This window comes from Shewanella olleyana, from assembly GCF_023283825.1.
Taxonomy (GTDB): domain Bacteria; phylum Pseudomonadota; class Gammaproteobacteria; order Enterobacterales; family Shewanellaceae; genus Shewanella; species Shewanella olleyana.
In genome coordinates this window covers 63,484-76,820 of the sequence record NZ_JAKILD010000009.1, presented here as the reverse complement: position 1 = coordinate 76,820, position 13,337 = coordinate 63,484, and the positions used below count along the sequence as shown (strand labels likewise).

Below are 13,337 nucleotides of genomic sequence, written 5' to 3'. Positions count from 1 at the left end.
TGATAGAGATTAAGCGACTTCGTAGAAATTAGGTTCAACATCAACTTGCGCTTTAATGATGTTTGTAGCCATACGTGAACATTTACCACATTGATCAGCAACACCTAAGCGTTTTTTAACGTCAGCTAAAGAGCTATCGCCATGCTTGCTTACTGCTTCTCTGATTTGGGTATCAGTAATTCCGTGACAAAGACAAACGTACATAAAGCCTCTTCGTAAAGTTTGATGACATATTTAAGTGAGTTTGAAAATTAAATATGCTAGCTAATCAACAATAACGCAATTGTAAATGAAAACAGTTCTCATTGCTAATAACTTTTTAAACAAATCTGACAAATATCGAAAAGTAATGGTTATTACAAACTGCTGACTAGCTCACAAAATCAGTAATAACGAGCTCTGAAGAGTACTTGTTGATGGCAAGTTAATAGCCTTTAATAAAATCGACTTGGTGGTTAAGTGGTTGCTGTTGACACCATAAGTGGTAGTTTTCGACAAACACTTCTACGACTTGTTCTGGAAAACTTGGTGCGGCGATATGGGGAGTGATGATCGCATTAGGGCATTGCCAAATTGCGTGTTCACTCGGTAAAGGCTCTTGATTGAAAACATCTAATACCGCGTGTTGTTGTGGCTGATGCAGTAATTGTTCAGCCAGCGCATCTAAGTCGAGCACATTGCCACGACCTAAGTTGAATAACACAGACTCAGCAGGCAATAGCGCTAGCATTGTTTCGTTTAGCATGTTTTCAGTGTCTAATGTGCTGGGTAAAATACTCGCAACAGCATGCGCTTTGGGTAAGTAGTCAGCTAAACGATCAATTGTATCAACATGATCAAAGAAAGATTTACTGGCTCCAGTTTTACTTAATCCAGTGACTTTCATGCCAAAGTGTTTAGCTGTTTGAGCAATGTGCTGGGCAATTGAACCTGTACCTAGAAGCAGTAGGTGCTGCCCTTGGAGGGTTCTAAAGCTACCAGGAGCCCAATGTTGCTGTTGCTGTTGTTGTTTATATTTAGCGTGTTCTCGTTGATGTGCGAGTAAATAGCCAAATAAGTACTCACTCATTAGAGGGCCAAAGATACCTTTAATGTTAGTCAGGCTGTAATCGCGGCGCTGCCTTGAACCAGTAATTTTGTCTACACCTGCAAAAGTCGATTGTAACCATTGCAGTTCATTGCCTAAGTTTAAAAGAGGAGCTGCCAGTTGCGGCTCTGCAAACCAAATGTTAGCTTCACAAACACTGCTAGGATCATCCCCTAAAATAATGAGTTCTGGTAAGTTATGGCTGGTTAATAACTCACGATATTTATTATTTTCTTGGGTTAATAACAGTAATTTATGCGCCATAAGCATTTCCAGTTTGTCGAAATTAAAGAGGTAGGATTAATGAACCAAATCATAGCATTTTTATCGAAATTAGGCGCTATGTTACACCCTTGGATGAGCGAGATTGCAACAGCTTTAGTTGCTTGTACCATCGTTATTTTTGCTACCGATATTAATCGAGTGCTGAGAAGAACATTGTCTGGTAGCGGTTTTTTTATTAGAACTTGTGCCTTCGTGCTGGTGAATGCTTTTGGTTATGGCCTTGCGATAGTCAGTATTAGTCCATGGCTTGCCAGCCAGCTAAGAGCCATGCCCTCTCAGTGGATGCTACTTATCGTGATAGGGATCTTTTTTGGCATTGGCGCTTGGGCACAGCGAAATCGGCAAGTATAAAGCGGCAAATATGATTTGGCAGTTTGGTAAACTGCCATGTCAGAATACATTAAAGCTTACTTACTAAAACTAATTCGCTAAACCTAATTCGTAAAAACTAATTTGTAAAAGCTAATTCGTAAAAGCTAATTCATAAAAACTTTAGCCGAACCACTTCTCATGACTATCGTCACTTTGGTAATCAATTAATGCAGCTGCGGCTTTATCTGGATAGTTACTAAAAATACCGTCCACACCTAGGCCTTTAAGCGCGTGAATATCTTCGGGGTTATCGACAGTATAGACATAGATTTGTGCCCCACGTTGATGGGCATCTTTGACCATTTCATGGGTGACAAAATGTAAGTCGACATGAATGGAGTAGGCATTTAATGCAGACACAGCTTCAGCGTAATGTAATGGCACACCCGCTAAGATTGGGGCAACTCTCGCTTGGGGGAGATGCTGCTTCACAATAGCTAAGTAAGGTTGATTAAATGATGAAATGAGCAATTGTTGTTCATTAAAGTTAAGCTCACTGATCAGTTTGGAGTATATGGCCACTAGAGGTTCAGCGGTGTGATATCCCTTTAGCTCAATATTAACGATGCAACGGCCGTTAATTAACTCCATCACTTGCCAAAGCGTGGCAATAGAGTGCTGCTTAATGGTTACCTGATTAATTTCATCTTGAGTACTCAGGTGAGTTAACCCAAAGCCTGAAGTTTTCCCTTCTAAGCGGCGATCATGAAATACATAAAGCTCGCCTTCAATATTATATACATCTAGCTCAATAGCTTGGACGTTGAGCGCTAACGCTTTTTCCATTGCCGCTAAGGTGTTTTCAACTTCATAACCACTTGCGCCGCGGTGTGCAAAAATCAGCATTTAACTAACCTTTAATTATTTGATTAAAATCACGAGATTGACCGTTGTTAATATGGATTTCCATTTGTGGATAGGCCAGTTCAACTTGGTTATCTTTTAATTTTTTACAGATCCGTTTATGTAAATTGTGTCTTAATGGCCAGCGATCATTCATATCCTTAGCGTAAGATCTCACTTCGTAATCTTGAGTATGTTGACCAAAACCAGCAAACCACACTTCAGGTTCAGGGAAGCTTAATGATAAATCACACTCTCTTACAGCTTGATGAAGTAAGGCCTCAACTTTTGACGGATCGGCATCACGTTGAACGGATACACTAACAATGACTCTTGTGATTGGATCAGACAAAGACCAGTTAACTAATTGCTCGGTAATAAAGGCTTTATTAGGAACAATGATTTCTTTTCTGTCCCAATCGACAATGGTAGTCGCGCGAATTTTAATTTTACTAACGGTACCCGTTAAGTCGCGAATAGTGACGGTATCACCTATCCTAATAGGCTTTTCAAATAGGATAATCAAACCAGAAATAAAGTTGGCAAAAATCTCTTGCAAGCCGAAACCTAACCCGACTGACAATGCAGCAACTAACCACTGTAATTTAGACCACTCAACTCCAATAGTTGAAAACCCAATTAGCATCCCTAAAAATATGACAAAGTAACTACTTACCGTAGTAATGGCAAAGCCTGTACCTGGGTTTAATTCCAGACGCTGCAAAATCGTCAGCTCTAATAAACCAGGAAGGTTTTTGGCAATCATTGCCGAGAATCCAACGATAGTTAAAGAGAACAAAATTGATTTTAAGGTGATTGGGATTTGCTGCTCAATACCATTCACCACAGAGTGGGTATTCCACATTGTGATGCCATCTAAAAATGAGAATAATGCAGTATGAGTTTGTGAGACTAAGGCCAGCAAACTACCGAAAAAAGCCAAGATTAATAAAGAGCGGACTAACCCGAGTGATTGACTCGCAATAGTTTCCAGATCGACGATTGGCTCTTCATAGTTTTCATTAGCATCGGCAGTATTATTTAGCTCACCTCGCTCTCGTTGCGCAAGTCGTTCAGCTCGACGCGCTTTAGCACGATCGAAAGCAATAAGTCTTCTTTCTATTAACATCCAGCGTTTAATTATTTGATATAGTAGTAAAAAACTTAAACCGAGTAGTAAGGATAGTTGCAGCTGTAATAGCACCTGGAAGGCACTAAAGTAATAACCAGTAATGGCTAAAAAGATGCAAGTACAAGGGACCGTGATCAGGAATAGCCAAGTCAGTTTGTTTAACAGTTGCATATTTTTGCCGTCATTAGAATCAGCACGAAAATCACTGATAAATGTGTACATATCACGGTAAAGAATTAACAAGGTGATGGTAAAGACTAAGAATGCCCCTCGACCAATACTATTTCGAATTAAAGATGCATCAATTGCTTCACTGAACCCCATGATGCCAATGAGAGGCCAACTGATAAAAATAAACCTTAAGGTTTTTTCTTGCAGCCTTTTAACTAAAGGTTGCGGTCGCCTAAAGTGGCTAATCAGTATTCCATTATCAAGTGACAGTAAGGCGAAAAATCGGTAAATCCAGTAACAGCAGCCAATGGAGAGAATACCTACACCAATGGCATGAACAAAGTTAAATTCAGAGTTATAGAAGATAAAGCCTGCTAGCAGTAATGGCAGAGGTTTAACTAATGAATAAATTAAGCTCAAGCCAAGCGTTTTAGCGGTAAAGATAAATTTATCTTGAGTTACGTTACCGACATTTTGACCGTAATGTTCAATTGACCGATTATATTTAGGTGTTAATAAATCCTGCGCCATTAAGCATAGGATAAGGATAATGACCCACCAAGCCCAATATATGTTTTGAGTCTGCCATGCCTGTTTTAACTTTTCTCTTTGTGGGGCTTGAGTTAACCATACCATTGCATTTTTTAGGTCAATCAACCACAAACCAGAGATACTTGCTGCATTAGGCACCCAAAATAGATGTTCGTTTAGGGTGTTCTTTAGGCGAATATATATGCGACTTAGCTGGTCGTAGCTGTTACGAAGCTTGGCTTGCTCATTAAGGTACACGTCATAATTTTGCACCAGTTGATCGATTAAACTCTGCTGTGACTCCAGCAGTTTTATTTGAGTGTTATTTAAAAAGTCTTCATTGGTGAGCTGTTGCTTATTAAGCGCCTTTTGTTGCTCAGCTTGATAACGCATTAATCTAGAGTCAGCTATTTCCGCTAACAAGACATCTTGGTTAGGCGGTTTTGGCAGTGACTGCAACATTTGCAGAAATCTATCACCGAAGGCTGAATTTGTTTCAACCCAAGTAATTTGCTCTTCGACATTGGCCAATTGCAAAGTAATTGATTGATACTGTTTTTCAGTTTTTTCTTGCTGAGTGATGACTTGAGTAATGCCGTCAGTTATTCGTATAAGCTCTTGAGCATATTGTTGATTTTTTTGACTGATTTGTTGGGCTAACGTGTCAGCCAGCAATTGCTCGTCAATAATGTTGTTTGCAATGGTATTGGCTGCTTGCTGTTGTCGATTTTGATTATTTTGCTTGTTCAGTGATTCAATTAATTTTTCTTGTTGGGTATGTTCTATTCGTAGGGCTTGTAGCTGTAGTTGAGCTATTCGCTTCTGTTTTGGCGTGCTAGATAACTCGGCGGTTAATGTGGCAATGCTTTGTTCGAGTAAATCCCCTTGGAGCAGGTGCAATTGGCCAAGCGGGGTATCACCAGGGGCAAACTTGGCTCTTTTGTGTTGGTTAGATGCATCCTTTGCTTGTCTTAATAAGCTTGGAATTTGTTGTAAACGCCGAGTAAGCTCAACGATTTGCTCACTGAGATCATTTTCAGACTGTTTTATTTCTGACAGGTGGTAATAAGCCATTGACGCTTGCTGGCCGACATCGATTTCAGAATTGATATTGATGTCTTCAATTGGTTTACGGATAGCAGCTGTTAGTTTTCGAATCGTGTCATTGCTACTGGCTTCAAGTTCAAGATAGCTCTCTTCTTCAGCGTCGAGTTTTTCAATACTGGCCTTAACATTCTCTATTTGACTCGGTAAGTCAGCGACTTGGGATGAACTTGTGTCTTGAGATAAGCCCAAGCGTTTATCAAGTTGCAAAGGAGAGTTAGCCGATGCAAAAAAGGAGATTAAGCTGAGAATAAAAAACGCAATACGGAACATAGGGAATGATTGCTAGTGAGAGACTAATACAATGGTAACAAAAACCTGAGTTTACGCTGTATTTTTTTTATGATTTTGCTGAGTTTCGAATATTGCTGTGAGCAAGATAATCAATCCGCCAATAACGGTATTAAGGTTAACTTGTTCATTAAGCAGTAAGAAGGCTAAAACGGTGCCGTAAAAAGGCTGCAAGCAAGAGACTAAACTTGCGGTTTTAGCGCTTAATTGACGCAGTGAGGAGGCAAATAATGCATGGGGTGCAGCAGTAAAAAATACGCCTAAAATGGCTATGGTTAACCATATATCAACTGTTATTGAGGTGAGTTCGACTTCTAAAAAAGGAGACAAGATAACCACAGCGACTAATGTTTGATAGAACATTGCTTGTGGCCCGCTGTATTGTGAGAAGTATTTTTTGTGCAATAAATTACGTGCGGTGAATAAAGCCGCCGAAAGCACACCTACAGCAATACCTAAGGTGACATCATTATCCAAATTGGGTTCAGGAATAAGCATAAATACCCCTGTGAGCACTGCGATACCTGAGAGTAAATCTATAAGCCTTAAATGAGTTTTATTGACGAGAGGTTCAACTAATACGGTCATGACAGGATAGGTAAAAAAAGCAATCATTCCGATGGCGACAGAGGATAGCTGCATTGCGGCAAAGTAGGTCACCCAATGTAAACTCACTAAAATACCTAACCCAAGAGCAATAAAATAATGCTTGGGCTGAGATAGCAGCAATGCTTGACGGGAAATTTTGACAATACATCCAAGAACGAAAAATGCGATGGTACATCGAAGAACGGTGATATCTAATGCATTAAGGGGAAGTATTTTTGAAAATAATGCAGTAATACCAAATAGTAGCACTGCAATATGTAACTGAATTAGCCCAGAAGTATTTGATACTTCAGGGCGCTGGGCTTTTATCATGCCGATAGGCATAGTTACTATTTTACTTTAAGTGAGCGAATGCTTGACCCATACGAGTCGTTTCAGTCGGCTCAACGCCTTCTGCAAAGGTATCAATGGCATCTTGTCCAAATAACATGACGACTGTTGAACCTAACTTGAAACGCCCCATTTCAGCGCCTTTTTCAAGTGTAAGTGCTTCAGCACCTTCAGTTGGGTAATCCCAAGTGAATACTTGCTTACCACAAGGAGGGGTTACTGTACCTGCCCAAATAGTTTCAATACTAGCGACGATAGTGGCGCCGACTAATACCATTGCCATTGGACCCACTTCAGTTTCAAAAATAGCGACAACACGTTCATTACGAGCAAATAAGCCCGGCACGTTTTGCGCAGTTAGTGGGTTAACTGAAAATAGTTCACCAGGCACGTATGTCATTTTCGACAAAGTACCAGTAATAGGCATGTGGATGCGATGGTAATCTTTAGGTGCTAAATAGATAGTGGCAAAGTCACCACCATTAAAACGTTCAGCGTCTTTTTGTTGGCCACCTAATAATGCAAGTGTGGTGTAATCATGGTTCTTAGCTTGGACAATCTTGCCTGCTTCAATTGGACCACATTGACTGACTGCGCCATCCACAGGGTGAGCCATAGTTTTTTCGTCAGCGACAATTGGGCGTAGGCCTGATTTTAATGCACGAGTAAAGAATGCATTAAAGGTTTTGTATGCTTCTGGCTCACTTTGCGCCGCCTCTGACATATCAATTTTATACTGTTTGATAAACCATTTAATACCTGCGGTAGTGATCGCTCCCGCTTCTGCAGCTGCAAGCTTACCCACAAGACGTGATAGTAAATGTTTAGGTAAGATATATTGCAAAGCAATTTTAACAGAATCCAATTGAGTACCCTTTTTAGTTATTTATTTGATGCTTATCTTGTTCTTTTTAACACTAAATTTGTTAGCTTATTCGTCTAATGCTCTAAAGTGTCGAGCATGACGCTGTTCATCAAGACTAGCTATAATGCGGTGATAGTTGTTAAATCTATCTTCAGTTATTTTCCCATCAGCGAGTGCAGCTTGCAAGGCGCATCCTGGATCATTACCGTGTTTACAATCTCTGAACTTACAAGTGCCGATGTATTCTCTGAATTCAACAAAGCATTCTCCGACACGCGGAGCTGGTAAATGCCACAAGGCAAACTCACGCACACCAGGGGAGTCAATTAAATCTCCGCCACTTTCGAAGTGAAGTAATTTAGCTGTTGTTGTGGTGTGTTGACCTAAGCCAGAGTTCCCTGATACATCACCAATTAGCAAGTCTGCTTCAGGCATTAAAGCATTAATGAGTGATGACTTACCCACACCAGATTGACCAGCAAAAACGCTAATTTTGTCAGATAATAGCGATTTTATTTGTTCAACACCTTCACCAGTATGGCTACTCACCATATAAACAGGGTAACCAATTTGGCGGTAACGCTCTAAAGCCACTTCGACTTCTTCACGATTGTCATCGGTTAATAAATCCATTTTATTGAGAATGATAACCGGAGGAATTTCGGTATCTTCTGCTGCCACCAAATATCTGTCGATAATTTGGGTGGTGAAGCTAGGCAATATTGAAGAGACAATTAAAATTTGATCTATGTTCGCTGCAATGATTTTTACACCGTCATATAAATCAGGACGGGTGAGGGAAGACTTACGTGGATGAACAGCTTCAACAATACCGCCAATACCACGGTCGGTTTCGGTTGCTAAGCGAACAAGCACCTTGTCACCGGTGACAAGGCTAGTGATATTTCGGCGAATATTACAACGTGCAACAATACCTTCTTCGGTTTCGATATCAGCATGCTGACCGAAACGAGAAATGACGATTCCCTGTTGTTCTGGCCCAAGTAGACTATCCTGTAAATCATTGGTTTGATCTGGATTATCTTTACGCTTTAGGCGCTTACTTTGGTTGTCGCGCATTCTGCGCTTTTGACCTTGGCTAAGTGGTTTCTTTTTACTCACAGGCAAATCTTCATTAATTAGGTGTTTTTTTGTCGTATAAAAAAACAGTATGATACACCCTCTTTAATAAAAAAGCCTGAATTTAGGGCTTTTGACAGAATAAGGCAGATATTATGGCTGTAAACTCAAGCAATCTTATTTGGGTTGATTTAGAAATGACTGGTTTAGAGCCCAGCGTCGATCGCATTATTGAAATCGCGACGATTGTGACTGACCAAGAATTGAATATCATTGCTCAAGGACCTGTTATGGCAGTTCACCAATCTGATGACGTGTTAAATGGCATGGATGATTGGAATCAAAAACATCATGGTGAGTCTGGATTAATTGATCGCGTTAAAAGCAGTAAACATTCTGAAGAAGACGTTATCAGAGCAACGATTGAATTTTTAGAGCAATATGTGCCTAAAGGTGCTTCGCCGATGTGTGGAAACAGCATTGGTCAGGATCGACGTTTTTTGAATAAATACATGCTCGAACTAGAAGATTTCTTCCATTATCGCAATATCGATGTCAGCACGATAAAAGAGTTAACAAACCGATGGAAGCCAGAAGTCATGAAAGGCTTTAGCAAAAAGAATACTCACCAAGCACTAGAAGATATCAAGGAATCTATTGCTGAATTGCAGTTTTATCGTCAAGAAGTATTTAAAATTTAAGCAATCAAACCTTTTTTTTGAATTAGGGGTTGCAGTGTAGTGAATATTACATATAATGCGGCCTCAACTTTTTACAGCGAATCACTTCACTGATGAGAGTTGAAATTTGAGAATTTGAAAGAATGCGACATTAGCTCAGTTGGTAGAGCGATACCTTGCCAAGGTATAGGTCATCAGTTCGAACCTGATATGTCGCTCCAAATTTTCAAAATAAAAATTGATTAAGATGCGACATTAGTTCGGTTGATAAGGTTGAAACGATACCTTGCCAAGTGTTTTAATAAAGCATATGAAATGCGACATTAGCTCAGTTGGTAGAGCGATACCTTGCCAAGGTATAGGTCATCAGTTCGAACCTGATATGTCGCTCCAATTTTTAAAATTGAAATATAGATGCGACATTAGCTCAGTTGATAAGGTTGAAACGATACCTTGCCAAATGTCTTAATCAAGCAGACAAGATGCGACATTAGCTCAGTTGGTAGAGCGATACCTTGCCAAGGTATAGGTCATCAGTTCGAACCTGATATGTCGCTCCAATTTCAATACCAAGTTTTGTAAGGCGACATTAGCTCAGTTGATAAGGTTGAAACGATACCTTGCCAAGTGTTTTAATAAAGCTAAATAGATGCGACATTAGCTCAGTTGGTAGAGCGATACCTTGCCAAGGTATAGGTCATCAGTTCGAACCTGATATGTCGCTCCAAACTTCCCCCTCTGTTATACCTCAAGTAAACTTTCCAAGTTAATAATTAGCTCAGTTGCGCTTTTAGCATAGTGATACCTTTTTGTTGCCAAGGTATAGGTCATCAGTTCGAACCACTCTTGGTGAAAACATTAGGTCGCTCCAAACTTCCCCTCTAGTTTAAAATTCCATAAAACCTTAAAAATCAAATGAACCAAATAATTAGCTCAGTTGCGCTTTTAGCATAGTGATACCTTCTTGTTGCCAAGGTATAGGTCATCAGTTCGAACCACTCTTGGTGAAAACATTAGGTCGCTCCAAACTTCCCCTCTAGTTTAACATTCCATAAAACCTTAAAAATCAGATGAACCAAATAATTAGCTCAGTTGCGTTTTTAGCATAGTGATACCCTTTTTTTGCCAAGGTATAGGTCATCAGTTCGAACCACTCTTGTTAAAACATTAGGTCGCTCCAAACTTCCCCTCTAGTTTAAAATTCCATAAAACCTTAAAAATAAAATGAACTAAATAATTAGCTCAGTTGCGCTTTTAGCATAGTGATACCTTTTTGTTGCCAAGGTATAGGTCATCAGTTCGAACCACTATTTTTTGAAAATATTAGGTTGCTCTAAATTCCCTTTAGATTTAATGAGCACATAAGCTGGATTTAACAGGTTTATTGGCTGTTTATTTCACATTTGCTAATTTACCTGTCTTTTATATGTAAAATATGAGCTTGCTCAAATATTCCTTGTGATTTTTCAACCATAATAAATACAAGCTTTTACAAACTAATTTATTCGCTGCATGAGAATGCAGATACTGGTGGAGTGTTTATGATACGTATCCAACAACTAAGTGAGCTACTCGAGTTTATAGCTAAGTCACGTTTAGACATGAAACAACTCTATAGTCGATTGCACCGCAATGCTGATTCGACCCGAGTAAAAATGATGTTAGAGTATCTACAACAACATCAACAACATGTACATGACAGTATCGAAGATTATATTGATGAAGCGCCAAAGCGGATGCTGGATACTTGGTACAAAGACATCACTTTTGAAGACTTTGCAAAACGTTGTAATGAATCTGTGCTCGCTGCCAATATGACAGAAGATGACGTACTAGAGTTGCATCTTGATCTAGAAAATAGACTCATTGCGTTGATTGAAAAGACCGCTAACAGCACTGGTGTCACTGAGATTAAAGATGCATTGCTTGATTTGGTACGAGTTGAGCGAACTCAGCAAAAAAGACTGGTCCATAGTGCATTGAGAATGGATGATATTTAACAGATATTTTTCCAATTTAGATTTTATGTTAATATTTTCAAATAGAGTCAGCTATTAAGCTGGCTCTATTTTTTTCAGCTGTCTAGATTGGGTAAAATTACAGGTGACTCTATTTATCTCTGTAAATTTACACTTTTTATATGATTAATCCCTCAAGTGCTGGTAAGTTAACATGACTTCTATAACAAAAAATCTTCAAGACGAACAAGCTACAATAGAATTAGGTAAATCTTTGTCGCTATGGGTTTCAGCACCTCTGGTTATCTATTTAACAGGTGATTTAGGCGCTGGTAAAACGACGTTAAGCCGAGGGTTAATTCAGAGCTTAGGCCATCAAGGAAACGTTAAGAGCCCAACCTATACGCTTGTTGAACCTTACGAATTTAAAGATATGGAAGTGTTTCACTTTGATTTGTACCGCCTACTTGACCCAGAAGAGCTTGAGTATATGGGGATCCGTGATTATTTTACTGAAAAAAGCATCAGTATTATCGAATGGCCTGATAGAGGGCACGGTTTAATACCTGAAGCAGATCTTGCGATCCATTTGAGCTATCAAGGTGAGCAAAGAGAAGTAGAAATAAGTGGGCTGACAGCATCAGGTCAGCTCATCGTAGATAAATTAAAATAATAATGACCTGATAAAAAAATGATACGATTTTTTGCTTTTGTACTCTTACTTAGCCTTTCATATACAGTTGAAGCGGCGAATAAATTAGACAGTGTTCGAATTTGGGACGCACCTAATTCTACGCGCGTGGTTTTAGACTTATCTAAGGCCCCTGACTACAGTTATTTTTCTTTATCAAATCCACAGCGTTTAGTTATTGATCTCAAAGATGCATCAACGAAAGTTAAGTTTGAAAGCTTAGCTAAAAGCAGTAAACTGATTAATAAAGTTAGGCTCAGTTCTCCACCTAAAAAAGGCACGTTAAGATTAGTTCTAGAGTTGACTTCTCCTGTGAAACCCAGCTTATTTGCATTAACCCCAACAGCGCCATACGGTAATCGATTAGTTGTTGATTTAGACCATTCAGGCAATCAATCCGCTGCTAAAAAATCAGTTGTTCAAACCAGTAAACGCTCTACTGACGTTATTGTGGCAATCGATGCTGGCCACGGCGGCGAAGATCCGGGATCAATAGGTCCCAAGGGCACCTATGAAAAGAAAGTGGTTTTAGCCATTTCTAAAAGGCTTGAGCGTAAAATTAATGAAACCCCGGGGATGAAGGCTGTAATGACCCGAAGTGGCGACTATTTTGTTAATTTAAATCAACGCTCGGAGCTTGCAAGAACAAGTCGAGCAGATTTGTTACTGTCGATTCATGCGGATGCGTTTACTACTCCACACCCTAAAGGGGCTTCTGTATGGGTATTATCAAAGCGTCGTGCTAATACTGAAATTGGCCGTGTATTTGAAGATAAAGAAAAGCATTCGGAGTTATTAGGTGGTGTGGGAGACATCATCCAAAACAGTGATAGCGAGCAATATTTGGTCATGACCTTGATTGATATGTCGATGGACCATTCAATGGCTGAAAGCCATAGCATTGCGTCGGATATTCTAGCTGGTTTAGGTACAGTGACTAAGCTACACAAAAACAAGCCAGAATCAGCGAGTTTTGCTGTGCTTAAGTCGACAGATATTCCTTCGATTTTGATTGAAACTGGCTTTATTTCGAATCCGAAAGAAGAAAAGCAACTACTTGATGGTAATCATCAACAAAGATTAGCCAATGCTATTCATAAAGGGGTGGTCAATTATTTTGAGGCGAATGCACCAGCAGGGACGTTATTTGCTAAGCAGAGCAATGTGAAGCATACAGTCAGAAGCGGTGATTCACTGTCGGTTATTGCTCAACGTTATAAAGTGAGTGTATCTAGCATCAAGAAAAGTAATAACTTAAAGTCCGATGTATTACGAATAGGCCAAAAACTGGTCATTCCGAGGGCATAA

At 39.6% G+C, this 13,337-nt stretch carries 12 protein-coding genes and 4 tRNA genes; 9 read left to right on the top strand and 7 right to left on the bottom strand.

The window, feature by feature from the left end; all coding sequences use genetic code 11:
* Positions 1-9: 9 nt before the first annotated feature.
* Together L2735_RS08270 and L2735_RS08265 are read right to left on the bottom strand one after the other, a co-directional pair.
* Positions 10-204: a bacterioferritin-associated ferredoxin gene (locus L2735_RS08270; RefSeq protein ID WP_055023428.1), complete on the bottom strand. Its 195-nt coding sequence runs from the start codon at positions 202-204 to the stop codon at positions 10-12.
* Positions 205-424: 220 nt separating this feature from the next.
* Entirely contained in the window at positions 425-1,351 is a 927-nt protein-coding gene (locus L2735_RS08265) for a D-2-hydroxyacid dehydrogenase (protein ID WP_248984245.1), read from the bottom strand.
* Between the two features lie 39 nt (positions 1,352-1,390).
* Between L2735_RS08265 and L2735_RS08260 the strand changes: the two genes are divergently transcribed.
* Positions 1,391-1,723: a DUF3392 domain-containing protein gene (locus L2735_RS08260; RefSeq protein WP_153916315.1), complete on the top strand. Its 333-nt coding sequence runs from the start codon at positions 1,391-1,393 to the stop codon at positions 1,721-1,723.
* Between the two features lie 141 nt (positions 1,724-1,864).
* Here the strand turns inward: L2735_RS08260 and L2735_RS08255 are convergent, their stop codons facing one another.
* The 5 genes from L2735_RS08255 to rsgA form a co-directional block, all read right to left on the bottom strand.
* A complete protein-coding gene (locus tag L2735_RS08255; protein WP_248984244.1) occupies positions 1,865-2,590 on the bottom strand; it encodes a glycerophosphodiester phosphodiesterase in 726 nt (241 codons plus the stop codon).
* 4 nt (positions 2,591-2,594) lie between these two features.
* Complete coding sequence (locus L2735_RS08250; RefSeq protein ID WP_248984243.1) at positions 2,595-5,798, bottom strand: mechanosensitive ion channel domain-containing protein; 3,204 nt, start codon at positions 5,796-5,798, stop codon at positions 2,595-2,597.
* A 51-nt stretch (positions 5,799-5,849) separates the two neighbouring features.
* Positions 5,850-6,749 carry a DMT family transporter gene (locus tag L2735_RS08245; RefSeq protein WP_248984242.1) on the bottom strand — a complete coding sequence of 300 codons (900 nt, stop codon included), beginning with the start codon at positions 6,747-6,749 and terminating at the stop codon, positions 5,850-5,852.
* 10 nt (positions 6,750-6,759) lie between these two features.
* Positions 6,760-7,620 carry an archaetidylserine decarboxylase gene (gene asd, locus L2735_RS08240; RefSeq protein ID WP_248984241.1) on the bottom strand — a complete coding sequence of 287 codons (861 nt, stop codon included), beginning with the start codon at positions 7,618-7,620 and terminating at the stop codon, positions 6,760-6,762.
* A gap of 66 nt (positions 7,621-7,686) precedes the next feature.
* Positions 7,687-8,742, bottom strand: a complete 1,056-nt coding sequence (gene rsgA, locus L2735_RS08235; protein WP_248984240.1) for a small ribosomal subunit biogenesis GTPase RsgA — start codon at positions 8,740-8,742, stop codon at positions 7,687-7,689.
* A gap of 113 nt (positions 8,743-8,855) precedes the next feature.
* On the opposite strand from rsgA, the gene orn reads away from it, so the two are divergent.
* From orn to L2735_RS08195, 8 genes are all read left to right on the top strand, one after another.
* Positions 8,856-9,401, top strand: a complete 546-nt coding sequence (gene orn / locus L2735_RS08230; RefSeq protein WP_248984239.1) for an oligoribonuclease — start codon at positions 8,856-8,858, stop codon at positions 9,399-9,401.
* Positions 9,402-9,525: 124 nt separating this feature from the next.
* Positions 9,526-9,601: transfer RNA gene (locus L2735_RS08225), tRNA-Gly, on the top strand.
* Positions 9,602-9,697: 96 nt separating this feature from the next.
* Positions 9,698-9,773: transfer RNA gene (locus L2735_RS08220), tRNA-Gly, on the top strand.
* Positions 9,774-9,864: 91 nt separating this feature from the next.
* Positions 9,865-9,940, top strand: a tRNA-Gly gene (locus L2735_RS08215).
* A 91-nt stretch (positions 9,941-10,031) separates the two neighbouring features.
* Positions 10,032-10,107, top strand: a tRNA-Gly gene (locus L2735_RS08210).
* A gap of 817 nt (positions 10,108-10,924) precedes the next feature.
* Positions 10,925-11,380, top strand: a complete 456-nt coding sequence (locus tag L2735_RS08205) for a ferritin family protein (RefSeq protein ID WP_248984320.1) — start codon at positions 10,925-10,927, stop codon at positions 11,378-11,380.
* A gap of 172 nt (positions 11,381-11,552) precedes the next feature.
* Entirely contained in the window at positions 11,553-12,011 is a 459-nt protein-coding gene (gene tsaE / locus L2735_RS08200) for a tRNA (adenosine(37)-N6)-threonylcarbamoyltransferase complex ATPase subunit type 1 TsaE (RefSeq protein ID WP_248984238.1), read from the top strand.
* 18 nt (positions 12,012-12,029) lie between these two features.
* The gene (locus L2735_RS08195; RefSeq protein ID WP_248984237.1) at positions 12,030-13,337 is read left to right on the top strand and encodes an N-acetylmuramoyl-L-alanine amidase; all 1,308 of its coding nucleotides are present in this window, start codon (positions 12,030-12,032) and stop codon (positions 13,335-13,337) included.